The 23,049-nt window shown below is 62.8% G+C and carries 20 protein-coding genes and 1 pseudogene; 10 read left to right on the top strand and 11 right to left on the bottom strand.

Going from position 1 to position 23,049, the window contains the following annotated elements:
• Nucleotides 1-8: 8 nt before the first annotated feature.
• Genes K5Y35_RS04155 through K5Y35_RS04140 form a run of 4 tightly spaced genes read left to right on the top strand, consistent with a single transcriptional unit; the run spans nucleotide 9 to nucleotide 2,779 of the window.
• Nucleotides 9-893, top strand: coding sequence for a type II secretion system F family protein (locus K5Y35_RS04155; protein ID WP_186747427.1), 885 nt, complete (start codon nucleotides 9-11; stop codon nucleotides 891-893).
• Nucleotides 890-1,780 (top strand): type II secretion system F family protein, encoded by an 891-nt coding sequence (locus K5Y35_RS04150; protein ID WP_123471086.1) that lies wholly within the window; start codon nucleotides 890-892, stop codon nucleotides 1,778-1,780. Before K5Y35_RS04155 ends, K5Y35_RS04150 begins: the two co-directional genes overlap by 4 nt.
• 10 nt (nucleotides 1,781-1,790) lie before the next feature.
• On the top strand, nucleotides 1,791-2,486 hold the full coding sequence (locus tag K5Y35_RS04145; protein WP_222833735.1) for a hypothetical protein: 696 nt from the start codon (nucleotides 1,791-1,793) through the stop codon (nucleotides 2,484-2,486).
• Nucleotides 2,487-2,497: 11 nt separating this feature from the next.
• On the top strand, nucleotides 2,498-2,779 hold the full coding sequence (locus K5Y35_RS04140; RefSeq protein ID WP_222833734.1) for a DUF3613 domain-containing protein: 282 nt from the start codon (nucleotides 2,498-2,500) through the stop codon (nucleotides 2,777-2,779).
• Between the two features lie 107 nt (nucleotides 2,780-2,886).
• Here the strand turns inward: K5Y35_RS04140 and K5Y35_RS04135 are convergent, their stop codons facing one another.
• The 4 genes from K5Y35_RS04135 to K5Y35_RS04120 all read right to left on the bottom strand — a co-directional run bounded on the left by K5Y35_RS04135 (nucleotide 2,887) and on the right by K5Y35_RS04120 (nucleotide 8,943).
• Entirely contained in the window at nucleotides 2,887-4,557 is a 1,671-nt protein-coding gene (locus K5Y35_RS04135; protein ID WP_222833733.1) for a ShlB/FhaC/HecB family hemolysin secretion/activation protein, read from the bottom strand.
• Nucleotides 4,558-4,690: 133 nt separating this feature from the next.
• Entirely contained in the window at nucleotides 4,691-6,256 is a 1,566-nt protein-coding gene (locus K5Y35_RS04130) for a collagen-like triple helix repeat-containing protein (protein WP_222833732.1), read from the bottom strand.
• Nucleotides 6,257-6,733: 477 nt separating this feature from the next.
• Nucleotides 6,734-7,588, bottom strand: coding sequence for a MaoC family dehydratase (locus K5Y35_RS04125; protein ID WP_222833731.1), 855 nt, complete (start codon nucleotides 7,586-7,588; stop codon nucleotides 6,734-6,736).
• Between the two features lie 2 nt (nucleotides 7,589-7,590).
• Nucleotides 7,591-8,943, bottom strand: a complete 1,353-nt coding sequence (locus K5Y35_RS04120) for a 3-oxoacyl-ACP reductase (RefSeq protein ID WP_222833730.1) — start codon at nucleotides 8,941-8,943, stop codon at nucleotides 7,591-7,593.
• 239 nt (nucleotides 8,944-9,182) lie between these two features.
• Between K5Y35_RS04120 and K5Y35_RS04115 the strand changes: the two genes are divergently transcribed.
• The gene (locus K5Y35_RS04115; RefSeq protein ID WP_222833729.1) at nucleotides 9,183-10,460 is read left to right on the top strand and encodes an acetyl-CoA C-acetyltransferase; all 1,278 of its coding nucleotides are present in this window, start codon (nucleotides 9,183-9,185) and stop codon (nucleotides 10,458-10,460) included.
• A 216-nt stretch (nucleotides 10,461-10,676) separates the two neighbouring features.
• On the opposite strand, the gene K5Y35_RS28080 is transcribed toward K5Y35_RS04115, so the two are convergent.
• Both K5Y35_RS28080 and K5Y35_RS28075 read right to left on the bottom strand, forming a co-directional pair.
• Nucleotides 10,677-11,381, bottom strand: a complete 705-nt coding sequence (locus K5Y35_RS28080; protein WP_410055919.1) for a methyl-accepting chemotaxis protein — start codon at nucleotides 11,379-11,381, stop codon at nucleotides 10,677-10,679.
• Nucleotides 11,382-11,582: 201 nt separating this feature from the next.
• Nucleotides 11,583-12,467, bottom strand: a pseudogene (locus tag K5Y35_RS28075) (cache domain-containing protein); the annotation flags it as partial.
• 600 nt (nucleotides 12,468-13,067) lie between these two features.
• Here K5Y35_RS28075 and K5Y35_RS04105 point away from each other — a divergent pair.
• A complete protein-coding gene (locus K5Y35_RS04105) occupies nucleotides 13,068-13,964 on the top strand; it encodes a PA4780 family RIO1-like protein kinase (protein WP_123471103.1) in 897 nt (298 codons plus the stop codon).
• 321 nt (nucleotides 13,965-14,285) lie between these two features.
• Nucleotides 14,286-15,500 (top strand): MFS transporter, encoded by a 1,215-nt coding sequence (locus K5Y35_RS04100; protein WP_222833727.1) that lies wholly within the window; start codon nucleotides 14,286-14,288, stop codon nucleotides 15,498-15,500.
• Here the strand turns inward: K5Y35_RS04100 and cueR are convergent.
• From cueR to K5Y35_RS04085, 3 genes are all read right to left on the bottom strand, one after another.
• A complete protein-coding gene (gene cueR / locus K5Y35_RS04095) occupies nucleotides 15,454-15,867 on the bottom strand; it encodes a Cu(I)-responsive transcriptional regulator (protein ID WP_025111722.1) in 414 nt (137 codons plus the stop codon). The genes K5Y35_RS04100 and cueR overlap by 47 nt on opposite strands.
• Entirely contained in the window at nucleotides 15,864-18,257 is a 2,394-nt protein-coding gene (locus K5Y35_RS04090) for a heavy metal translocating P-type ATPase (protein WP_222833726.1), read from the bottom strand. The genes cueR and K5Y35_RS04090 overlap by 4 nt, the downstream gene beginning before the upstream one ends.
• A 127-nt stretch (nucleotides 18,258-18,384) precedes the next feature.
• Nucleotides 18,385-18,768: a hypothetical protein gene (locus K5Y35_RS04085; RefSeq protein ID WP_186748585.1), complete on the bottom strand. Its 384-nt coding sequence runs from the start codon at nucleotides 18,766-18,768 to the stop codon at nucleotides 18,385-18,387.
• A 148-nt stretch (nucleotides 18,769-18,916) separates the two neighbouring features.
• On the opposite strand from K5Y35_RS04085, the gene K5Y35_RS04080 reads away from it, so the two are divergent.
• Together K5Y35_RS04080 and K5Y35_RS04075 are read left to right on the top strand one after the other, a co-directional pair.
• On the top strand, nucleotides 18,917-19,114 hold the full coding sequence (locus K5Y35_RS04080; RefSeq protein WP_123471110.1) for a heavy-metal-associated domain-containing protein: 198 nt from the start codon (nucleotides 18,917-18,919) through the stop codon (nucleotides 19,112-19,114).
• 149 nt (nucleotides 19,115-19,263) lie between these two features.
• Nucleotides 19,264-20,466, top strand: coding sequence for a multidrug effflux MFS transporter (locus K5Y35_RS04075; RefSeq protein ID WP_222833725.1), 1,203 nt, complete (start codon nucleotides 19,264-19,266; stop codon nucleotides 20,464-20,466).
• Between the two features lie 7 nt (nucleotides 20,467-20,473).
• Here K5Y35_RS04075 and K5Y35_RS04070 read toward each other — a convergent pair whose 3' ends face one another.
• Together K5Y35_RS04070 and K5Y35_RS04065 are read right to left on the bottom strand one after the other, a co-directional pair.
• Entirely contained in the window at nucleotides 20,474-20,647 is a 174-nt protein-coding gene (locus K5Y35_RS04070; RefSeq protein ID WP_007914687.1) for a hypothetical protein, read from the bottom strand.
• Nucleotides 20,648-20,797: 150 nt separating this feature from the next.
• Complete coding sequence (locus K5Y35_RS04065; RefSeq protein WP_123471114.1) at nucleotides 20,798-21,811, bottom strand: zinc-binding alcohol dehydrogenase family protein; 1,014 nt, start codon at nucleotides 21,809-21,811, stop codon at nucleotides 20,798-20,800.
• Nucleotides 21,812-21,928: 117 nt separating this feature from the next.
• On the opposite strand from K5Y35_RS04065, the gene K5Y35_RS04060 reads away from it, so the two are divergent.
• Entirely contained in the window at nucleotides 21,929-22,858 is a 930-nt protein-coding gene (locus tag K5Y35_RS04060) for a LysR family transcriptional regulator (RefSeq protein ID WP_123471116.1), read from the top strand.
• Nucleotides 22,859-23,049: the final 191 nt, after the last annotated feature.

Here is a 23,049-nt window from a genome sequence, read left to right as displayed (position 1 = left end):
GGCACGGCATGCTCAAACCGCTGTTGCTGATCGTGATTTGCCTGGCGTTGCTCGGTCTGTCGCTGCGCCTGTTCTATAACAGCTGGCGCCAGAGTGGTGCGGAGCGCGTGCTCGACCGGCTGAGTCAGGGGCAGCCGCAACGGGCTGGCGAAGTTCCGCGCTGGGCCGGTCTGGACCGGACATTTCTACGCGCGGGTCTGGGGCGTCCGACGGATCGACTCGGCGTTTGGCTGCTGTTGTGGGCGTTTGCGACACTGATCGGCTTTGCCATCGCCGGATGGATTGGCTTGCTGGTGTTGCTGACGTTGCCGCCGGTGGTTTTGCGCCTGTATGTCAGTTGGCGTTACCAGCGTCGATTGCGGCGGATGATCGAACAACTGCCACAACTGCTCGACCACACCGTGCGCAGTCTCAAGTCCGGGCGCACGCTGGCCGATGCCGTGCTTGGCGGCATCGAAGCCAGTGAAGATCCGCTGAAAAATGCCATGGGCCGGGTTCAGCGCAATGTGCAGTTGGGCGTGAGCCTGCCGGACGCCGTGGCGGATCTGGCCGAGTTGTACGAGAAGGATGAGTTTCGTCTGTTCGCCCTCGGCCTCAAGGTCAATCACCGCTACGGCGGCAACGCCAGCGAGTTGCTGGAAAACCTGATCAAGATGATCCGCGAACGTGACCAAGCCTCGCGCCAGTTGCGCGCGATGACCGGCGAAACCCGCCTGACCGCGTGGGTGCTGGGACTATTGCCGATCGCCATGGCCGGTTATTTCCTGATGTCCAATCCGGTGTACCTGGTTGCCATGTGGCACGACCCGTCCGGGCAGCGCATGCTCGCCTCGGCGTTCGGCATGCAGGTGATCGGCAGTCTGTTGCTCTGGCGGATGTTGCGCAGCCTATGACCACGCCCCTGATGATCAGCGCTTTATGCTTGCTCGGTGCCGCAGTGCTGCTGATTGCCAACCTGCTGGAGCAGCGTCGGCGCAGCCGCCAGATCAGCCGCCGGCTCGACGGCGAGCTGAGCCGCGAGAACCGTTTTGGCAACCTGCTGCAAGTGCTCGGCGAGAGCCGGGTGGGCCAGCACAGCGTCAAGCTCGACAATGAAACCCAGACCCTGCTCAGCCGCCTGGGCTGGCGCAGTGCGCGCCAGCGCTCGCTGTTCGCTGCCTGCCAGATCGGCGCGCCGCTGTTGATGCTCGCGGTGGTGGTGTTGCTGCAAGGGGTGTTCTTTACGTCTGTAGAGAAACAATGGATCGCGCCGTTGTTCGCCCTCGGCGTTGGCTACCTGCTGCCCAAGCGCCTGCTGGTAATGGCGGTGGCGCGTCGGCAGAAACGCCTGGCGAGCGAGATCGCTACGTTCCTGCCGCTGCTGCGCATTCTCTTCGAGTCGGGCATGGCCGTGGAGCAGGCGTTGCGGGTCTTGAGCCACGAGGCCCAGGCGTTGCTGCCGGTCTTGACGCAAGAGTTGCGCCTGGTGCTGGCGCGGGTCGACTCGGGCCTTGAGCTGGGTGAAGAACTGAACAAGGCCACGCAACTGCTGGCGGTGGACGAGTTCACCGACACCTGCGTGATCCTCCAGCAATTGCTGCATCAGGGCGGCGGCGCGATGAAATCGTTGCTGTCACTCAAGCAATTGCTCGACGACCGCCGCCTGACCCGGTTGCAGGAATACATCTCGAAAATGTCCGCCAAAATGTCCGTCGTGATGATGCTGTTTCTCTTCCCGGCGTTATTGATCGTCCTGGCCGGCCCGGGCTTCACCGCCCTGGCCAAGGCCCTGGGAGCCTAGAGGGATCGAAATGAAAGCAATGATTGCAGGTACCTGTCTTCTGTTGCTCGGGGGCTGTGCCAATACTGGGCAGACCCCTTGGGCGGCGCTGAGCAGCAACGCCAGCTGCGGCCAATTGAGTTCCGAGCAACAACTGTCGCTGAACCTCGCCGACGATATGGTCAAGGACGGCAAGCTGCACGCCAGCCTCGCCAACCTGCAGAGCCTGCCGGACAACCTCGCCGACGTGCGCCTGCGCAAGGCCCGGGTTTACCGCTTGCTCGGCCGCAGTGAGGCCGAGCCGCTTTATCGAGGCCTGCTCGGCAGTTGCCTGGCGGCCGAGGCCGAGCACGGTCTGGGTCAACTGGCGGCGGCCAAGGCCAATTACGGTCAGGCTCAAGCGCATCTGCAACGCGCCGCACGGTTGGCGCCGACCGACGAAAAAATCCGCAATGACCTCGGCGTGGTCTACCTCAACCAACTGCGCATTGAAGACGCGCGCTTCGAATTCCTGACGGCGATGGAGCTCAAGCAAAGCGATCAACTGGCCGCGCTGAATCTGGTCACGCTGTTGCTGTATCAGGATGACTGGAACCGTGCCGGTGAACTGGTCAGTCGCCTCGGCCTGAGCCCCGAGCAATTCAGCGAAGCGCAGAGGCGCGCGGAACAGCTCAAGGTGCCGGCGAAAGTCCCGGCCCCGGCCGCTGTCACGGCCATGCTCAAATAAGGAGAACTGCGATGAGAGCTGCGATTGTCTGCTTCAGTCTGCTGGCCTTGCCCTTGGTCAGTCATGCCATCGACGCGGGCCCGGCTTCGGCCGAGCAACAGGAAACCGAAGGCTGGTTGCAGCTGCAGGCGCGCAACAAGGTGCCTTCGCCGACCCTGCAAACCGTCACGCCGACCGAGCGCGAGCTGGCCATGCAGCGCTGGTTGAAAAGTTACCAGCACGATATTCCGCAGTTCTACGATCAGCAGCAGGGTGGCAAGGTCGACAGTGGATCTGGGGGCGGGACACCTTAGGCCGGGCGTTGTTGATCGCCAGCGGGCGGGCCTCACTGGGGGATGTAGTCCCCCTGTGGGAGCCGGCCTGCCAGCGAGGGCACTTGGTCAAACTCGCAGGGCTTGCCCTACAACTGATAGCTGAAGCTGATGCTGTACCTCATGCGCCGGTTGTGGGTGTCCAGCGCTTCATCGGACATCGCTTTCGCTGCCTCCAGCGCGATGTTGTAGTACTTGGCGTCGCCAAACCGCAGGCCGATGGCCGCCGATGACAGGTCGCTGCTCTGCACCGCCAGTTGGTTGAACCAGGTTTTCGCGCGATCCAGTACCACGTACGGCTGCAGGATGCGCACCCAGTTGCCATCACGATTGAAGCTGTAGTTGACCTCGTACGCCGCGCCCCAGCCTTTGTCGCCGGAGGCCTGGTCGTCCGGGTAGCCCCGACCGAAGTTCTGCCCGCCAAACACTGCGCGCTCGCTGTCGGGCAAGGTGTCATTGCTCCAGTACCCCGCCGCCGAGAGCACGCCTTGCCAGTTGTCGAGGAATTTGTCGCTCTGCACGCCGGAAAGGCGCAGGCGCAGGAAGTTCAGGTCCAGCGCCGGGTTGTTGCTATGGGCGCCCATGCTGTCGAAGCCCTGATACACACCGCCACTGAGAATCCGCAACCGGCGGGCATCGGCCTTGCGCCAGTCGCTTTCGAAAGCGAGGGCGCGGACGTCGGTCCGTTCCTCGATGCTCAGGGGGAAGCCGATCACGTTGTAGCGGGTGCTGCTATCGACCGCATACAGCCGCGCGCCGACATTGAGCAGTTCGTTGGACGCCGCGATGAACGGGTGGCTGACACCGATCGAGTAACGGTCGTCTTCCTTGTGCGGCTTGAGTTCGAAGCCGTCGCTGGTGACCAGATTGGTACCCGGGTCGGCGCGGTAGCGCGAGGCAAACAGGCTCAACTGCGTGCCTTCACTGTTGAGGAACTGGTTGTAGTCCAGGCGGTAGTAATGCTCGTGATCGTCCCCCGGCGGAAACAGGCCGCTGAGGGTCAGTTGCTCACCCATCGACGTCTGTGAGTTGCTGCTGACACCCAGCAATGCCTGGGTGCCATTGCGATTGTCTTCGGTGGTGCTCAGGGTGCTGGTGAAGGGTTTGCGGCTGGCCTGGGCGACCAGGGTGGTGGCGCCGTCGGTGGTGCCCGGCGGTGGCACCCGGGCCTGTACCGTCACCCCGGGAATGCGGGTCATCAGCGTGGTGTAGCGCTCGAAAGTCTTGCGGGTCAGCGGCCGTTCGGCCTGGATTTTCGCCGCCAGTTCGTCGAGCAGGCCTTTGACCCGCCCGACATCGCCCTGCATCTGGATATCCCGGACATAGCCCTCAACCAACACCACCCGCGCCACGCCGTCGTCGAACTTCTGTTGGGGCAAAAACGCGTAGGACAGCAGATAGCCGTCCTGTTGATAGCGGCGGGTGATGTTGCGGGTGGCTTCGATCAGATCGGCGAGGCTGGTCGGGTGACCGATCAGGGGTTTGTAGATCTCGGCCAACTCGTTGAGCGGGTAGATCGTACCGCCTTCAATCTGCACCGTTTTCAGGTTGATTCGGGTTTCCAGCATCAGCGGCTGCGCAGTGGCCGCTCCGGGTTCCGGCACGAGCACCGGGGTGGCGGCCGGCCGATAGGCATCGGCGGGCAGGTTCGGTACGGGCAGGTTGCGGATGGTTTCGTTGCTGTTGAGAAAACTGGGCAGGGTGTCGGCGAAAGCGGCGGAACTGAGACTGAGAAACAGCAGGGATGCCATTACGCGCATAGGACACTCCGTGGTCAGGTCGCAGCACAGGGCTGTTTTTTCCTAAGAAAAAAGCGGAAGACTCGTCGGAGTCTTCCGCCCTCAACCAAGCGTAGGCGCTGTAGGTGAGGCCGTCGAATCGGCCAGGTGCAATTTAGCGTTTGTTGCCTCCCAGGGTGCCGGTCAGGCCGCCCAGTACGCCGCCCAGTCCGCCGGTTGCCGTGCCTCCGGTGGTGGCGCCGCCGTTGACCAGGCCACCGACTGCGCCGACGGTGGCTCCGACGTTGCTGACCAGACCGCCGACTGCTGTGGTCACCGGATTGTTGGTGGCCGCGATGGTGGCGCCGACATTGCTGACCGCTCCGCCGACCTGACCGGTGAGACCGGCGACCGGAGTGCCGAGACCGGTTGCAGCGCCGACGTTTTGGGTCAGACCGGTGACCGCGGTGGTCACTGGATTAAGTGCCGTACCGACGCTGTTGCCCACTCCCGCCAGCGGTGCAGTGGTGCCAGTGATCGGTGTACCGGAACCGCCGAGCACGGTGTTGAGCGAGGCGATGGTGTTGCCCAGTCCGCCTACCGCGACACCACCGGCACTGACCGCGCCGTTGGTGTTGCCGGCGTTCAGGCCGCTGCCGACGTTGACCACTGCGCCACCGACCGTTTGCAGCAGGCCGGTGCCACCGAGACCGCCGCCAAGACCGCCGCCGACGCCCCCTGAAGCGGTGCCGTTGTCCACCAGTCCGCCGGCTTTGCCGACCGCCGTGCCGACGTTGCTCAGGGCGCCGCCGACCGTATTGGTCAGCGCGTTGCCGTTGCCGGCGCCGGTCACTTTGTCGCCCACGCCGTCAACCGCAGTGCCGACTTGTTTGATCAGGCCGTTGAGTGGAGCGCCGAGCCCGGTTGCATCACCGACTTTGTCGGTGGTGCTTTCCACCATGGCGATCACCGGCACCAGCCCGTTGCCGACACTCTTGGTCACGGAACCGAGCGGCCCGGTGGTGGTGGCGACACTGAGGGTGTCACCGAGCATGGTGACTTTCTCGCCAACACCGTCGAGCACCGGTGCGACTTTGGTCACCACGCCGCCCACCACGGGAACGCTGTTGGTGGCGGTGGCGAGCTTGCCACTCAGGTCCGAGACGCCGCTGCCGACATCCGCGACCACGCCGCCGACGGACGACGCGGTGACACCCAGACCGTTATCGACGGTGCCTAACTTGCCGATGCCGTTGGCCACGCCATCACCCAGTGTGGTGACCACGTTGCCTGCTGTTTTGGCGGCGCTTTGCACCACGCCACCGACCACAGGCACGGCGCTCAGGGAGTCGCCGACCTGACCGACGCCAGTGCCGACCCCGGCGACGGTATTACCGACATCCTGGACCAGGGTGCTGGTCACCAGGGCTGAAGGTGTCGGGGTGGTCGGGGTGGTTGGACCGCCCGGATCGGTCGGCGTGGTTGGTGTTGTCGGGGTGGTCGTGCCACCGGTTCCGCCAGTGCCGCCCGTGCCGCCCGTGCCCGCAGTACCGTCGGTGCCGCTTGAACCACCGGTTCCACTGGTGCCGCCGTCAGCCGCTCCTGGTGCCGCGCCATCGGAGGATGAGCTGCCCGAGCTGCTGCGATGACCACCACCGCCACTGCTGCAGCCGGCGAGGCCGAGGGAGAGGATCAATGCCAGAGTAATTGCCGATTTGCACCACACGCCTTGAGTTTTCATGATTGAGATTCCTTGCACCTGTCACAACATTCGTCGTTTTCGATGGCTCGCCGATCTGTCGCCGGCAATGCCTCGTCCGTGGTGCCAATCTCAATCGCAGGGTCGGTTCACGCCATTCTCAAGTTGGTATTAACGCCTTTATATATGAGGGGCTGCGCAGTGCCTAAGAACTAATACCGGGGTGATAGGCGGGCAAAAAAAGCCTTGAAAATCAAGGCCGGGTTTTTTGCCGCAGGGAGCGAAGCGCGAAGAAAAACTTAAGTGATATATACACAATTTACAGGCTTGCCCCGCCAGTGAAATGCACGCAACGGAGCATCTGTGGCGAGGGGATTTATCCCCGCTCGGCGGCGCAGCCGTCGTAATGAGATGTACCGGGTGTATCAGATTCACCGCAGGTGCTTGTGCTGGGGCGGCTGCGCGCCCCAACGGGGATAAATCCCCTTGCCACAGGCAGCAGGCCATTTTCCCGGTTGTTCAGGCCAGCGGCTGCCACTGCCCAACCATGTGTTGCAGATCCCCGGCGCCCACCAGGCGCAATTCACCGCTGGACCCAGGCGCGCTCGCCAGCAGTGTCACCTCGCTCGGCAAGCGCACCGGTTTGCGAAAGTGCACGGTGATTTCCAGATTCGCCCGGGGCAAGTGATCGGCCAGCGCTGCCAGCGTGCGAGCCTTGTTCCACAAGCCATGGGCGATGGCCGTGGGGAAGCCGAATACCTTGGCACTCGCGGCGCTCAGATGAATCGGGTTGTAGTCTCCGGACACCCTGGCGTACTGCCGGCCGATGTCCGTCGGGGCTTTCCAGTGCGCCACTTCCACCAGCGTTTGCGCGGGCTCCCAGTCCTGTTCGGGCGACTCGCCTGCCAGTTTCACCCCGCGACAGAGCATGCGGCTTTCGGCTTCCCACAGCGGTCCGAGCTGGTCGTCCAGAGTGGTCAGCACATCAAACGTCGCGCCCTTCGGATGCGGTTGCAGGTTGAGCACGCGAACGCTCACTTGCGCGCGACTGATCCCGCCCATCGGCCGCACTACGCGGATGCAGTTGCTCAGGTGAATCAGCCCCAGCAGCGGAAACGGAAAGTCTTTCGCTGTGAGCAATTGCATCTGCAACGCGAAGGCGAGGATATGCGGATAAGTCGGCGGCAACAGGCCGTCATCGGCAAAACCACAGACCTTGCGATAGGCCGCCAGTTTCTGTGCGTCGACATCGACCCAGCAGCGCAAACCGTTGTCGGGCAACTGGGTGCCGGTGATCTTGCGACGCGTCGCGGCCCGCACGTACAGGCCGGGCAGGCGCGGTTCGCGGTGGAGGGTGTGCCATTCAATGCTCATGTCTACGCCCCCAGAACACTTTGGCCGCAGACCCGCAGCGCCTGGCCGGTGAACGCGCCAGTGCCCGGTTGCGCCAGCCATGCCACCGCTTCGGCGACGTCCTGGGGCAAGCCGCCCTGGCCCAGTGAACTCATGCGCCGCCCGGCTTCGCGCAGGCCGAACGGGATATGCGCGGTCATCTGGGTTTCGATAAAACCCGGTGCCACGGCATTGATGCTGATACCGCGCTCGAGCAATGTCGGGGCCCACGCCTGAGCCAGTCCGATCAACCCGGCCTTGCTCGCGGCATAGTTGGTTTGCCCGCGGTTGCCGGCGATGCCGCTGATCGAGGCCAGCAGAATCACCCGTGCATTGTCGTGCAAGGTGCCGTTGTCGAGCAGGGCCTTGGTCAGCACTTGCGGGGCGTTGAGGTTGACCGCCAGCACCGCGTCCCAGAATTCCGGGGTCATGTTGGCCAGCGTCTTGTCACGGGTGATGCCGGCGTTATGCACCAGAATGTCGAGGCCATCCGGCAGGTGTTCGATCAGTTGCGTGGCAGCGTCTTCGGCACAGATATCGAGGGTGATGCTGCGACCGCCGAGGCGCGCCGCCAGGGCATCAAGATCGGTCTTGGCCGGCGGCACGTCGAGCAGAATCACCTCGGCGCCATCACGGGCCAGCGTTTCGGCGATGGACGCTCCAATGCCCCGCGCGGCGCCGGTGACCAGCGCCTTGCGCCCGGCCAGGGGGCGGGTCCAGTCGGTCACTGGCGTGGTGCACGCCGTCAGCCGAATCACTTGCCCGGAAACAAACGCACTTTTCGGCGAGAGGAAAAACCGCAGCGGGCCTTCCAGCTGATCTTCGGCGCCTTCGCCGACATAAATCAGTTGCAGGGTGCCGCCGCTGCGCAGCTCCTTGGCCAGCGAGCGCGAGAAACCTTCCAGCGCCCGTTGCGCGCTGGCCGCAAAGGGATCGCGCAGGGTTTCCGGCGCCCGGCCGAGAATCACCAGATGCGCGCTGTGCTCGAGATTTTTCATCATTGGCTGAAAAAACTCGCGCAACTGCTTGAGCTGATCGGTGTGCCGCAGGTCGCTGGCGTCGAACACCACGGCCTTGAGTTTCGGGCCGTGGCCGGGAATCCACGCGGCGGCCATCGAAGGTTCGGTGCCGTAGCTGTAGATCGCATCGGTCAGGCGGTTGGCAAAGGCATTGACCCGCTCTGCCAGCGGCCCGCCACCGAGCAGCAGCGCACCGTCCACCGGCCGCAGGCGCCCGGCCTGCCAGCGTTCCAGTCGCACCGGCGACGGCAGGCCCAAAGCCCCGACCAAACGGTGGCCGATGGACGAGTTGGCGAAGTCGATATAGCGGTCAGACATGGAACGCTCTCCAAAAGTTGGGGTTCAAAGTGTGGACTACCCACGGCAATCAATCGTTCGATCCACGCAATAAGGCCTACGCTAGAACAGCAGAGTAGACCACCGACCCTGTGGGAGCTGGCTTGCCAGCGATAGCGGAGTGTCAGCCACTGAAAAGGTTGGAGGTGCCGGCCCCATCGCTGGCAAGCCAGCTCCCACAGGGTTCTCTATGAACCCGGATATTCAACAAGGAGTTATTCATGAGTCAGCTGCGCCGCGTCGCGATCATCGGCGGTAACCGTATCCCTTTCGCCCGTTCCAACGGGCCTTACGCCACCGCCAGCAATCAGGCAATGCTCACCGCCGCTCTGGAAGGCCTGATCGAACGCTACAACCTGCACGGCCAGCGCATTGGCGAAGTGGTGGCGGGCGCAGTATTGAAATTGTCACGGGATATGAACCTGACCCGCGAATGCGTGCTGGGCTCACGCCTGTCCCCGACCACCCCGGCCTATGACATCCAGCAAGCCTGCGGCACCGGCCTGGAAGCAGCATTGCTGGTGGCCAATAAAATTGCCCTCGGCCAGATTGATTGCGGCATTGCCGGCGGCGTCGACACCACCTCGGACGCGCCAATCAGCGTCAGCGAAGGCCTGCGCAAAATCCTCTTGCAAGCCAACCGCGCGAAGACCACCGGCGACAAACTGAAGACCTTCCTGCAACTGCGGCCGCAACACCTGATTCCGGAGTTTCCGCGCAATGGCGAGCCGCGTACGGGGCTGTCGATGGGCCAACACTGCGAGTTGATGGCGCAGACCTGGAACATCCCGCGCGAAGAACAGGATCAACTGGCCCTCGAAAGCCACCACAAACTCGCTGCGTCCTACAGCGAAGGCTGGCACAACGATTTGATGACGCCGTTCCTCGGCCTGACCCGCGACAACAATCTGCGCCCGGACCTGACCCTGGAAAAACTCGCCACGCTGAAGCCAGCCTTCGAGAAAAGCGCCAGGGGCACGTTGACGGCGGGCAACTCCACGCCGCTGACTGATGGCGCTTCGGTGGTGCTGTTGGGCAGCGAGGAATGGGCGAACGCGCGCGGGCTGCCGATCCTCGCTTATCTGCGTGACGGTGAGGCGGCCGCGGTGGATTTCGTCAATGGCGCCGAAGGTCTGCTGATGGCTCCGGTGTACGCGGTGCCGCGTTTGCTGGCGCGCAATGGCCTGACCTTGCAGGACTTCGACTATTACGAAATTCATGAGGCGTTCGCGGCGCAGGTGTTGTGCACGCTGAAGGCCTGGGAAGATCCCGAATATTGCACAACCCGTCTGGGCCTCGACGCGCCGCTGGGCTCGATCAATCGCAGCCGGCTCAATGTGAAGGGCAGTTCGCTGGCGGCCGGGCATCCATTTGCCGCCACCGGCGGGCGCATCGTGGCCAACCTGGCCAAGTTGCTGGACGCAGCGGGCAAGGGCCGCGGCCTGATTTCGATCTGCGCGGCGGGCGGGCAGGGCGTCACCGCCATTATCGAACGCTAGAAAAGGCCCCTCACCCTAGCCCTCTCCCAGAGGGAGAGGGGACTGATCGCGGGAAATTGCAGACCTACGCTGACGTGAGAGAACAACGCTGAATCCAGAATCGACCCAGTCTGGAGAATTTTGCCAGTCCAAATTCGACGCGGTATTTCAGGTCGATGTATAACGCCAGACACCTCGGTCAGCCCCCTCTCCCTCCGGGTTAGGGCTGACCGAGGTTCAGGTACGAAAACGACGTACCAACCCGTCCAGCTCATTCGACAGCCCCGCCAGACTCTGCGAATCCTGCTGTGCCGAGTTCGCCAGTTCCGCCACCAGTTGCGCATCGCCATGAATCTGGCTGATGTGCCGATTGATGTCTTCAGCCACCTGATGCTGCTCTTCGGCGGCCGTGGCGATTTGCGTGTTCATGTCACGAATCACGTCGACCGACTCACGGATCTGACCGAAGCTCTCGCGCGCTTCGCCGATGCGCGTCACCGACTGCTGCGAGACTTGCAGGCTGGCGTGCATCTGTTGCGTGACCTCGCTGGTGCGCTTGGCCAGGTTGCCGAGCAAGCCGTCGATTTCCGCCGTCGAGTCCGCCGTGCGTTTGGCCAGTGCGCGCACCTCATCCGCCACCACGGCAAAGCCGCGCCCCTGTTCACCGGCGCGCGCTGCTTCGATGGCGGCGTTGAGCGCCAGCAGGTTGGTCTGCTCGGCGATGGATCGGATGGTGCCGAGGATCGACTGGATATCGTTGCTGTCGCGCTCCAGTTGCTGCATCGACTGTGCCGACTGCTCCAGCTCCTGGCTCAGTTGATCGACGCTGTGCACGGCTGCATCAATCTGCTGTTGCCCCTGGCGGGCCTGACGCTGGCCGCTGTCAGCGGAGTCCGCCGCTTGACTGCACGAGCGGGCGACTTCGTTGGCGGTGGCGACCATTTCGTGGAACGCCGTCGACACCATGTCTACCGCTTCACGCTGTCGTCCGGCCGCTTCGGCCATGTCGCTGGAGACCCGGGTCGAGCTCTGCGAGGTGGCGAGGATTTTTCCGGCGGCGCCGCCGATGTGCTGAATCAGACTGCGGATTGCGGTGAGGAACTGATTGAACCAGTTGGCCAGTTGCGCGGTTTCGTCGTTGCCACGGATGTCGAGGTTTTTGGTCAGGTCGCCTTCGCCCTGCGCGATGCCTTCCAGGCCATTGGCGACGCTGCGGATCGGACGCACGATCAGGCTGGCAAAACTGGCGCCGACCACGGCGAACAGCACGGCGAGCACGGCGGCGATGATCGCGATCAGCCAGGTCAGTTGCGTGGCCGAGCTCATCACATCGCTCTGCTTGATCAGGCCGACGAAGGTCCAGCCCAATTGCTCCGACGGCCAGACGTTGGCCATGTAGCGCTCACCGTTAAGCTCGACTTCGACCAGGCCTTTGCCGGCCTTGGCCAGCTGCGCATAACCTTCGCCGAGGCTGTCCAGCGGCTTGAAATTGTGTTCCGGCTGTTTCGGGTCGACCAGCACCGTGCCGCTGTTTTCCAGGAGCATCAGGTAGCCGGTTTCGCCCAGCTTGATCTGCTTGACGATCTCGGTGAGCTGCTTGAGCGTCACGTCGATGCTGACCACGCCGCCGTTGCTGCCGAGTTTGTTGTCGATGGTGCGCACGGTGCTGACGTAGGTCGCATCGTCCTGCGCCCAGTAGTAAGCGGCGGTCCGGAACGGTTTGCCCGGTTTGGCCTGGGCCGCCTTGTACCACGGCCGTTGACGCGGGTCGTAGTTGTTGAGTTTGGGATCATCCGGCCACGACACGTAGCCGCCGGCGGCGGTGCCGACGATGGCATAGGCGTACGCCGGGTGAGCGTTGCCCAGATCCTGCAGGAACGCGAAGACCTTTTTATCCATCTCACCCTGGGGGATGGATTCGGCGTTGGCGCTCATGTAGGTCTTGAGGCTGTCGTCGGTGTTTTTGATCAGCGGTTGCGACGCCAGGTAATCGACGTTCTGGCTGATGCCATCAAAAAACAGCTGCATGGCATTGCTGACCTGACGAATCTCGCGACCGCTACTGTCGACAAAACTGTCCCGGGCATCGCTGCGCAGGTTCATCACCACCAGGGTCGCGACCAGCACCACTGGCAAGCAGGCGATGATTGCAAACGCCCACGTCAATTTCTGTTTGATGTTCATCCGCGCTCCAGATTTTCTTGTAGGCCCACGCAGTGCAGATGACTTGTGGTTTATTGGCAGCCGAAAACGGTGTGGATCACCCGTTGCCCTGAGTGCGACATCGCTGATTTTTGTGGAACGATTGTCGGACAAATCCCTCTGTCATTGAGGACTTCGGCTGCAAAACGGGGAAATTGAGGGCACTGCGGAAAAATCTTGCGACGGGTGTGAAGGCAACTGTCAGATTCTGTCGCAAATGCCCTTGAACACGGGCGCCTACAAGTTCGGTGGGCTCGGCTATGATTCGCAACGGTCATGTACGCGTAGCGTTGGCGCCGTTCAATCCGGCACAGTGTGTGCATTCTCAAGGTTCACAGGTCGGCAACCCCTCCCCGTGATGCGAGGATTGCCGTATAACGAGTGACATTCGCGTGTTTGGTAATAAAGGACCCACAATAAAAGCTGATGAAGACTCCAAAACGCATTGAACCCCTGATCGAGGACGGTCTGGTCGACGAAGTGCTGCGCCCACTGATGAGTGGTAAAGAAGCAGCTGTTTATGTGGTGCGCTGCGGCAATCAGTTACGTTGCGCAAAGGTCTACAAGGAGGCGAACAAACGCAGTTTCCGCCAGGCGGCCGAGTATCAGGAAGGCCGCAAGGTTCGCAACAGTCGACAGGCTCGGGCGATGGCGAAGGGCTCCAAGTTCGGTCGCAAAGAGACCGAAGATGCCTGGCAGAACGCCGAAGTGGCGGCGCTGTTCCGTCTGGCCGGTGCCGGCGTGCGGGTGCCCAAACCCTACGACTTCCTCGACGGCGTGCTGTTGATGGAACTGGTGGCCGACGAATTCGGCGATGCCGCGCCGCGTCTGAACGACGTGGTGCTGGAGCCGGATCAGGCGCGCGAATATCACGCGTTCCTGATTTCGCAGATCGTGCTGATGTTGTGTACCGGTCTGGTGCACGGCGACCTTTCGGAGTTCAACGTGCTGTTGACGCCGACCGGCCCGGTGATCATCGACCTGCCGCAAGCCGTCGACGCTGCCGGGAACAACCACGCCTTCAGCATGCTGGAGCGCGATGTCGGCAACATGGCTTCGTACTTCGGCCGCTTTGCCCCGGAGTTGAAGAAGACCAAGTACGCCAAGGAAATGTGGGCGTTGTACGAAGCTGGCACCTTGCACCCGAACAGTGTGCTGACCGGTGAGTTCGATGATCCGGAAGACCTGGCCGACGTTGGCGGGGTATTGCGCGAGATCGAAGCGGCGCGCCTCGACGAGGAGCGCAAGCAGGCAATCCGTGCAGCGGACGACGAGCCGAAAGGCAAGTCCGACGAGCCACCGCCACCCCCGTGGATGCAGTGATCGCTTGACCAGAAACCCGGCCTCGGCCGGGTTTTTTGTGCCACTCAGAAAAACCCCTCACCCCAGCCCTCTCCCTGACCGAGGTGTCTGGCGTTATCCATCGACCTGAAGGACCTCGTCGATTATGGAGTGGGTTAAACATCTGAGTGAAACACCGCCGATTATGGATTCGGCAAGGCACTTTCACGTCGGCGCAGCTCTGAAGCATCCCCCAATCAGTCCCCTCTCCCTCCGGGAGAGGGTCAGGGTGAGGGGCCTCTTTCGGATCCCTGCAAATTCACGTCTACTGTCCATCGCTCCGACCACACTCAAGGACTGAATGTGACCACCCCCCGCAACACCCATCTGATCATCGCCGCCCGGCTGATCTCCGACTTCGGCGCTTTCCTCAACATGGTTGCGCTGGCGACTTACGTCTACCTGCTGAGCAACAGCGCCATGAGCGTCGGGATCTTTCTCGCCAGCCGTGTAGGCGGGGGGATTTTTGCCAGTCTGATCGGTACTCGTTTCTACCGCCGCTGGAATGGTCGGGTGCCGCTGATTGCCTTCGATCTGCTACGCGCGGCGCTGCTTGGCCTGTTGTTGATCCTGCCGGTGAGCCAGCAGGCGTTGCTGTTGCCGGTGATCGCTTTTGGCCTGGGCTTTGGCAACTCGATGTTCGCCATCGGCCTCAACAGCCAGTTGCCGAGGCTGATCGAGCCGGCGCAGTTGCTGAAAACCAATGCCTGGATCACCTCGGCGTCATCCGCAGCGATGGTCGGCGGCAGTCTGGTCTCCGGTTTGCTGGTGGCAGCGTTCGGTTTTGAAACGGTATTCGCGCTCAACGCACTGACCTATGTGCTGGCGGCGCTGTTGATTGCACCATTGCGCTTCGCCGCTTCAGACGTCAGCGAACAATCAACCTGCGAACGCGGCGAATGGTCAGTCCTCAAGCAGGGCCTGCGCAGCGCGCCGGTGATTGCGGCGATGCTCGCCGTGACCATGGCCGACACCTTGGGCAGCGCCGCGCACAACGTTGGTTTTCCGATCATCTCCAAACTGCTCACGCCCGAGTCGGCGAGTACCACGCTGGGCCTGATGCTCGCGGTATGGGCCAGCGGCAAACTGCTGGGCGCGCGCATCGCCAGCCGCCTCAAGGGCTCGGACAACAGCCACCTCGAACGCCGGTTTTTCTTCGGCGTGGCGCTGATGTCCTGCGGCTTCATCCTGATGTTCCAGCAGCACAACCTCTATGGTCTCTTGCTGTTTTCCCTGCCGGCAGGGTTGGGCGACGGCGTTTCCGAAGTGGGCCTGATGTCGCGCCTGCAACGCGAACCGGAGCGTTTGCGCCTGCCGATCTTCAGCTTCCTGACCTTGCTGCAAATGACCGGGTTCGGCGTCGGCATGCTGATTGCCGCGCCGTTCTATGGCTGGTGGACGCCGGGTGCCGTGGTGCTGCTGTTCCACGGCATCCCGCTCGGTACGTTAGTGACGGTGAAAGTCCTCGCACTCAAGCGCGAGCGGGTTGCGCGCAGCAGCCCGACGCCAGTTCCTTGAGGATCGGGCAATCGGGGCGATGGTCGCCATTACAGTGCTCGACCAGATCCTGCAGGGTGTCGCGCAATTCGCCGAGTTCGCGGATCTTCTGATTCAATTCGTCGATGTGCTGGCGCGCCAGAGCCTTCACGTCGGCACTGGCGCGCTGGCGATCCTGCCACAGGGTCAGCAGCTTGCCGACTTCCTCCAGGGAAAACCCCAGGTCGCGCGAGCGCTTGATGAATGCCAGGGTGTGCAGGTCATCATCGCCGTAGACCCGATAACCGCTGTCGGTGCGATGAGCCGCCTTGAGCAGGCCGATCGACTCGTAATAGCGGATCATTTTCGCGCTCAGACCACTGTGCCGGGCCGCTTGGCCGATGTTCATCGGTGCTCCTCCAGATCCTCGGGTTTCCAGGTTTTCAACAGTAGCGCATTGCTCACCACGCTGACGCTCGACAGCGCCATCGCCGCGCCGGCCAGCACCGGGTTGAGGAAGCCGAACGCCGCCAGCGGAATGCCGATCAGGTTGTAGACGAAGGCCCAGAACAGGTTCTGGCGGATCTTCGCGTAGGTCTTGCGGCTGATCTCCAGCGCCGCCGGCACCAGTCGTGGATCACCGCGCATCAGGGTAATGCCGGCGGCGTGCATGGCCACGTCGGTGCCGCCGCCCATGGCGATGCCAATGTCGGCCGCGGCCAGTGCCGGCGCGTCGTTGATGCCATCGCCGACCATCGCCACCACGCCGGTTTTCTTCAGTTCGGCGACCGTGGCGGCTTTGTCGGCCGGGAGTACTTCGGCATGAACGTTGGCAATGCCCAACGCCTCGGCGACCACGCGAGCGCTGCCGCGGTTGTCGCCGGTCAGCAAGTGGCTGTGGATACCGCGAGCGGCCAGTTGTTGCACCGCTTCCAGTGCGCCGGGCTTGAGCGTGTCACCGAAGGCGAACAAACCAAGCACACGCGGCTCGGGGCTTTGTTCGATCAGCCACGACAAGGTCCTGCCTTCGCCTTCCCAGGCCGTGGCGGATTCGGCGAGGCTGCCGGTGCTCAACCCGCTTTCCTCCAGCAAACGCCGGTTGCCCAGCGCCAGGCGCCGCCCGCCAAGGTTGCCGGCGATGCCACGCCCGGTCAGAGATTGGCTGTCGCTGACATCGGGCACGCTCAGATCACGCTCGGCAGCCGCGTCCAGCACGGCTTTGGCCAGTGGGTGTTCACTGCCGCGTTGCAGGGCGCCGGCCATTTGCAGCAGGGCGTCTTCGTCATCGTCGACGGCACTGAAATGGGCGATGCGTGGCGTGCCGGAAGTCAGGGTGCCGGTCTTGTCGAACACCACGCTGCTGACTTCATGGGCGCGTTCCAGCGCTTCGGCGTCCTTGATCAGAATGCCGTGCCGCGCCGCTACACCGGTGCCGGCCATGATCGCTGTCGGGGTGGCGAGGCCGAGGGCACACGGACAGGCGATCACCAGCACGGCGACGGCGTTGATCAACGCGGTTTCCATGGGCGCGCCGTACAGCCACCAGCCGATCAACGTTGCCAGGGCCAGCACCAACACCGTCGGCACGAACACCTGGCTGACTTTATCCACCAGTTTCTGGATCGGCGCTTTGGCTGCCTGGGCGTCTTCGACCAGACGGATGATCCGCGCCAGCACGCTTTCCGCGCCGAGGGCGGTGGTGCGCACCAGCAGCCGGCCTTCACCGTTGATCGCGCCACCGGTGACCTTGTCCCCCGGTTGTTTCGGCACGGGCAGGCTTTCGCCGCTGATCAAGGCTTCGTCCGCGTGGCTCTGACCTTCCAGTACCTCGCCGTCCACCGGGAAGCGTTCGCCGGGTTTGACCAATACCTGATCGTTCAGGCGCAGTGCGCTGATGGCGACGTCTTGCTCGCGGCCGTCGATCACTTGCGTCGCCCGCTCCGGGCGCAAGGCTTCGAGGGCGCGGATGGCGCTGGCAGTCTGGCGCTTGGCGCGGCTTTCGAGGTATTTGCCGAGCAGCACCAGGGCGATCACCACCGCTGACGCTTCGAAATACAGGTGCGGCATGCGCCCGGCGGCGGTGGCCCACTCGTACAGGCTCAAGCCATAGCCGGCGCTGGTGCCAAGGGCGACCAGCAAGTCCATGTTGCCAGCGCCGGCGCGCACGGCTTTCCACGCGGCGACATAAAACCGTGCACCGAAAATGAATTGCACCGGGGTGGCGAGGGCGAATTGCGCCCAGGCCGGGAGCATCCAGTGAATGCCGAACGGTTGCAGCACCATCGGCAGCACCAGCGGCAAGGCGAGGGCGATTGCGCAGATCAGCGCCCAGCGCTCATGTTGCAGACGCCGCTGTTGGTCATCGGTTTGTGGGTGTTCGGCTTGCCAGACGCTCGCCGAATAGCCGGCCTTGCTCACCGCGTCGAGCAGGGTTTGCGCGTCGACTTTGCCGAGCAGTTCGAGGTGGGCGCGTTCGTTGGCCAGATTGACGCTGACGCTTTTCACCCCCGGGACCTTGTTCAGGGCACGCTCGACGCGACCGACGCAGGAAGCGCAGGTCATGCCGTCGATGCTCAATTCGAGGGTCTGTTGCGGCACGCTGTAACCGGCACGCGTCACCGCCTCCATCAGCGCCGGCAGACTGCCGCCGGGTGCCTGCACCCGGGCCTGTTCGGTGGCGAGGTTGACGCTGACCGCACTGGCGCCGCTGACGTTGCTCAACGCCCGCTCGACCCGTCCGGCGCAACTGGCGCAGGTCATGCCGGCAATCGGCAGGTCGAAAGTGATGGAATCGGACATCGGTCGTACCCCCTGTAGTAGATGCCTACAAGGATCAACCTTGCCATGCGGGCAAGGTCAAGCGCCAATCTCTGGCGCGTCACAAAACACCTGTGGGAGCGAGCCTGCTCCCACAGTCTGCCTTTGCTCAGTATTCGAGAGCGGCAGGTCGCAGGTACAAGCCTTTGGCGGATGCTGCAATCCGGTACTTGACCACGTCACCGGCCTTGAGCGAGATCTCCTGCGCCGGCGGTGCCAGCATGCCCGGCTTGCAGCCAGGGACCTGGCTCGGCTCCAGCTTCAGGCGGATGGAAAACGTGCCATGTTGCAGGTTGAACGAGGTGGACTGTTCCTGCAGCAAACGCCCGGCAAACTGATCCTGGATGTACACGCCAATCTCGCAGGAGGTCGGCACTTCCAGGCGCTCGCGAGAGATGATCAGAACGGCGTAGTCCTCGCCGGTCGCGTTGGCCTGGGGCAATGCGGCAAAAAGGCTGAGGAAGCCAAACAGGCTGTAAGCTGACCAGCGCATGGCTGAATCTCCTGAATAGAAGTCATTGATGTACGCAGCTTGGCCGAGCGCGGCGCCGATTGCCAGCCCGGCAGTTTCTTTCAGAACTTGACCTTGCCATCGTGGCAAGCTCGAGACTGCCGGCAACCTCACTCAAAGGAGTCATCGCATGCAAGTGTTCAACGTTCAAGGCATGTCCTGCGGTCACTGTGTCAACGCCATCACCCGGGCGGTGCAGGCCAAGGATCCGGCGGCCAGCGTGCGGGTCGATCTGGCGGCGAAAGAGGTCGGCGTGGAAAGTTCGCTGAGTGCCGAACAGGTGATCGAGGTCATCAGCGAGGAAGGCTACGCCGTGAAACTGGCCTGATTGACCCCAGTGGCGAGGGAGCTTGCTCCCTCGCCACCGATTTGCGCCCGGCTTCCAGGTTATTTAATTGTTAGCGAGCTATCGGAATGTTCAAGGCGTCCACGCGCGGCTAGACTGTCGGGCTGCCGACTTGCCAACCTGGGTGCCTGATGAACTTCCGTACCATTCTGATTCTCGGAGCCTTGACCGCTTTCGGTCCTTTGGCCATCGACTTCTATTTGCCCGCCTTTCCCGCGATGGCGCTGGCCTTCGGCACCGACGAGAAACACGTGCAGATGACGCTGGCGGCTTATTTCGCCGGGTTGTCGATCGGTCAACTGGCGTACGGTCCGGTGGCGGATCGCTTCGGCCGACGGATTCCGTTGCTCGTGGGCCTGACGCTGTTCACCCTCGCCTCGCTGGCCTGCGCTTATGCACCGAATCTGGATTGGCTGATCGGTGCGCGTTTCGTGCAGGCGTTGGGCGGTTGCGCAGGCATGGTGATTGCCCGGGCGGTGGTCAGCGACAAATGCGACGCGGTCGGTTCGGCAAAAGTCTTCTCGCAGTTGATGCTGGTGATGGGCCTGGCGCCGATTCTGGCGCCGATGCTTGGCGGTCTGCTGGTCAACACCACGGGCTGGCAGTCGATCTTCCTGGCACTGACCGTGTTCAGTGCGCTGGCCGGACTGGCGGTCGCTCTTGGCCTGCCGGAAAGTATGCCGGCGCACATGCCGCGCCAACCGTTGTCCGGTGCCCTGCGCCAATACGGGCGCCTGCTGAAGGATCCGGTTTACCTCGGCCATGCGCTGACCGGCGGCATCGCCATTGCCGGGATGTTTGCCTACATCGCCGGTTCACCGTTCATCTTCATCAAGCTGTATGGCGTGCCGGCCGAGCATTTCGGCTGGCTGTTCGGTACCAACGCGGCGGGCTTCATTCTCGTCGCACAGGTCAATGCGCGGTTATTGGCCAAGCGTGGCCCGGCGTTCCTGCTGGCGCGCGCAGTCTGGGTTTATCTGGCGGCCGGGCTGACGCTGCTGGCCGTCAGCACCTTGCATACCGCGGCCTTGTGGCCATTGCTGATTCCATTGTTCATCTGTGTATCCAGCCTGGGCTGCATCAGTCCCAACGCTGCCGCTTGCGCGATGAACGGGCAGGGCGGTCGTGCCGGCAGCGCGTCGGCGTTGCTCGGTTGCATGCAGTTCAGTGTCGCCGCCGGGGCATCGGCACTGGTGGGCGTGCTGCACGACGGCACCGCCGTGCCGATGTCCATAGTCATCAGCCTGTGCGGTGTGCTGGTGGTGAGCGTCGCGATGCTCACCCGGCGTCTGCAGAATGCCCGAGCGTTGGCACAAGCCCAGGCGCAGGCCTGAACAGTCGTCAGCCAGCAGCGCGCTGTTGGCTGCGGTCGGGAATCTGATGGGGGGCGCAGAGTCGCGCTTCGAGGGTGCGGGTAAAGGCGAGTGCTTCGGCTTCACTGCGGAAAGTGACGGCGTGTTGGTCCAGACGAACCTGCCATTGAGACTTTGCCACTTCTTTTATCAGGATCTTCATTGCTGACCTCCCTTGCGTAAAAGATGTATCGCAGAGTTTTCGATTGTAGACCTGAATACGATCGCAATTGTGACAAGGGTCAACTGTCAGACTGACGGCAAAAAGCCCTCGAAGCCCGCAGGAGCTGCCGAGGGCTGCGATCCTTTGCCTTTAGAAACTTTCTAAAACAATTTTCCCCTTGGCCTTGCCACTTTCCAGCAATGCATGGGCCCGACGCAGGTTGGCCGCGTTGATCGTGCCGAAGTGCTCGCCCACGGTTGTCTTCAATGTCCCGGCGTCAATCAGCTCGGCCACACGATTGAGCAAATTGTGCTGCTCGATCATGTCGGCGGTTTCGAACAGCGAACGGGTGTACATGAACTCCCAGTGCAGCGACAGGCTCTTGCGCTTGAGCTTGGTCACGTCCAGGGATTTCGGATCGTCGATCAGTGCCAGCTTGCCTTGCGGTGCCAGGGCTTCGACCAGTTGATCCAGGTGTTGATCGGTCTGGGTCAGGCTGGCGACGTGGGTCACGCTGTCAATGCCGGCGCGCTTCAGTTCTTCACTCAGCGGCTGACTGTGATCGATCACCAGATCGGCGCCCAACTGGCTGACCCAGTCGCGGGTCTGCGCACGGGAAGCGGTGCCGATCACGTTGAGCCCGGTCAGTTGACTGGCCAGTTGCGTCAGGATCGAGCCGACGCCACCGGCTGCGCCGACGATCAGCAGGCTCTGGCCTTCATCGGTGTTGCCTTCGCGAATCTGCAGGCGCTCGAACAGCAATTCCCACGCGGTAATCGCCGTCAGCGGCAGGGCTGCGGCTTCGGCAAAACCCAGCGACTTGGGCATATGGCCGACGATCCGCTCATCGACCACGTGCAGTTCACTGTTGCCGCCGGCGCGGGCGATGGAGCCGGCATAAAAGACCTTGTCGCCGGCCTTGAACAGCGTCACTTCGCTGCCGACGGCCTTGACCACACCGGCCACGTCCCAGCCGAGCACTTTTGCCGCGCCGTTTTCAGGGGCCACGTTCTGCCGCACTTTGGTATCGACCGGGTTGACCGAAATGGCTTTGACTTCCACCAGCACGTCGCGCGGGCCGGCGACCGGTTCTGGCAGTTCGATGTCTTGCAGGGCTTTTTCGTCGCTGATCGGCAGGGAGGCGTAGTAGGCAATGGCTTTCATGGGTGGACTCCAGAAGTGGGGACAACGATGGGACAGATGATTGGCTATTTCTCTGCAAGATAAAACCGGCTAAAACAGCAGTCTCTTTCAATATTTTTTTGATAATCGGGGCTGAGGATGCTGCGTTTCGATGACTTGCAGTTGTTTGTTCGTGCGGCGGATCTGGGCAGTCTGTCGGCGGCGGCGCGGGTGATGGACATGTCGGCGGCGGTCGCCAGTGCGGCGTTGAAGCGAATCGAACAGCAGCTGGGCGCACGCCTGCTGGCTCGTTCGACGCGCAGCCTGCGCCTGACGGCAGAGGGCGAGGGCTTTCTCGAATACGCCCGGGCGGCGCTGAGCAATCTCGACGAGGGCCGGCGTCTGCTGGCCAGCGGGCAGGATCAGGTCAGCGGGATTCTGCAGCTGTCGGCGCCGTCGGATTTCGGGCGCAATCTGTTGCTGCCCTGGCTCGATGATTTCCAGCGCGCACATCCGAAACTGACGGTACGCCTGTTATTGGGGGACCGCATCGCCGACCTGTTCCGTCAGCCGGTGGACATCGCCTTGCGTTATGGCGAACCGGAAGACTCCAGCCTGATCGCCTTGCCCATCGCTGCGCATAACCGCCGCGTGCTCTGTGCCTCCCCGGCCTATCTGGCGCGGTATGGTGAACCGCGCCAGCTCGAACAACTGGCCCAGCACAATTGCCTGTTGTACATGCTTGGCAGCCGCGTCCACGACCATTGGAGTTTCCACGACGGCAAACGTGAAGTCGGCCTGACGGTCAGCGGCGACCGCTTCAGCGATGACGCGGACGTGGTGCGCTTGTGGGCTGTGGCGGGGGCGGGCATTGCCTACAAATCCTGGCTGGACGTGGGCGCCGACGTGCTGGCGGGGCGCCTCAAAGTGCTGTTGCCGGAGTTGTTGTGCGAGCGCGCTCCGCTGAATTTGTTGTGCGCCCATCGCGCCCAATTGAGTAAGCCGGTGAACCTGCTGAGGGAAATGCTCGCCAGTCGATGCGCCGATTTGAGTAGTCAATTTCCCGCTTTCCCGAGAGTTGATCATTAGTCGCAGGTAAATAGAGAAATTTCTCTCAGGAACAATCACCACCCGTGCAGGCCCCGTTACAGGACGCGGCGCCCATCCCGCTTATACTAGCGTCCGCCTCAAGCCAGTACGCAAACCCCGGCCCGGACACCGTCCGGCCGACCGGGCGCTGTTTAATGTCTGCCAGCGCCACCGCGGCGAGATCAGTGCCG

Source organism: Pseudomonas sp. SC3(2021) (genome assembly GCF_019856535.1).
In the GTDB taxonomy this organism is placed as follows: domain Bacteria; phylum Pseudomonadota; class Gammaproteobacteria; order Pseudomonadales; family Pseudomonadaceae; genus Aquipseudomonas; species Aquipseudomonas monsensis.
This window is presented reverse-complemented; position numbering and strand designations above follow the sequence as displayed.

What these genes read in the sequence shown, in the direction of transcription:
- K5Y35_RS04120 (WP_222833730.1), bottom strand. Translation starts at nt 8,943, where the DNA reads ATGTCTGACCGCTATATCGACTTCGCCAACTCGTCCATCGGCCACCGT.
- K5Y35_RS04115 (WP_222833729.1), top strand. Translation starts at nt 9,183, where the DNA reads ATGAGTCAGCTGCGCCGCGTCGCGATCATCGGCGGTAACCGTATCCCT.
- K5Y35_RS04105 (WP_123471103.1), top strand. Translation starts at nt 13,068, where the DNA reads ATGAAGACTCCAAAACGCATTGAACCCCTGATCGAGGACGGTCTGGTC.
- K5Y35_RS04125 (WP_222833731.1), bottom strand. Translation starts at nt 7,588, where the DNA reads ATGAGCATTGAATGGCACACCCTCCACCGCGAACCGCGCCTGCCCGGC.
- K5Y35_RS04060 (WP_123471116.1), top strand. Translation starts at nt 21,929, where the DNA reads ATGCTGCGTTTCGATGACTTGCAGTTGTTTGTTCGTGCGGCGGATCTG.
- K5Y35_RS04065 (WP_123471114.1), bottom strand. Translation starts at nt 21,811, where the DNA reads ATGAAAGCCATTGCCTACTACGCCTCCCTGCCGATCAGCGACGAAAAA.
- K5Y35_RS04135 (WP_222833733.1), bottom strand. Translation starts at nt 4,557, where the DNA reads ATGCGCGTAATGGCATCCCTGCTGTTTCTCAGTCTCAGTTCCGCCGCT.
- K5Y35_RS04155 (WP_186747427.1), top strand. Translation starts at nt 9, where the DNA reads ATGCTCAAACCGCTGTTGCTGATCGTGATTTGCCTGGCGTTGCTCGGT.
- K5Y35_RS04140 (WP_222833734.1), top strand. Translation starts at nt 2,498, where the DNA reads ATGAGAGCTGCGATTGTCTGCTTCAGTCTGCTGGCCTTGCCCTTGGTC.
- K5Y35_RS28080 (WP_410055919.1), bottom strand. Translation starts at nt 11,381, where the DNA reads ATGGTCGCCACCGCCAACGAAGTCGCCCGCTCGTGCAGTCAAGCGGCG.
- K5Y35_RS04070 (WP_007914687.1), bottom strand. Translation starts at nt 20,647, where the DNA reads ATGAAGATCCTGATAAAAGAAGTGGCAAAGTCTCAATGGCAGGTTCGT.
- K5Y35_RS04085 (WP_186748585.1), bottom strand. Translation starts at nt 18,768, where the DNA reads ATGCGCTGGTCAGCTTACAGCCTGTTTGGCTTCCTCAGCCTTTTTGCC.
- K5Y35_RS04150 (WP_123471086.1), top strand. Translation starts at nt 890, where the DNA reads ATGACCACGCCCCTGATGATCAGCGCTTTATGCTTGCTCGGTGCCGCA.
- K5Y35_RS04145 (WP_222833735.1), top strand. Translation starts at nt 1,791, where the DNA reads ATGAAAGCAATGATTGCAGGTACCTGTCTTCTGTTGCTCGGGGGCTGT.
- K5Y35_RS04080 (WP_123471110.1), top strand. Translation starts at nt 18,917, where the DNA reads ATGCAAGTGTTCAACGTTCAAGGCATGTCCTGCGGTCACTGTGTCAAC.
- K5Y35_RS04090 (WP_222833726.1), bottom strand. Translation starts at nt 18,257, where the DNA reads ATGTCCGATTCCATCACTTTCGACCTGCCGATTGCCGGCATGACCTGC.
- K5Y35_RS04075 (WP_222833725.1), top strand. Translation starts at nt 19,264, where the DNA reads ATGAACTTCCGTACCATTCTGATTCTCGGAGCCTTGACCGCTTTCGGT.
- K5Y35_RS04130 (WP_222833732.1), bottom strand. Translation starts at nt 6,256, where the DNA reads ATGAAAACTCAAGGCGTGTGGTGCAAATCGGCAATTACTCTGGCATTG.
- cueR (WP_025111722.1), bottom strand. Translation starts at nt 15,867, where the DNA reads ATGAACATCGGCCAAGCGGCCCGGCACAGTGGTCTGAGCGCGAAAATG.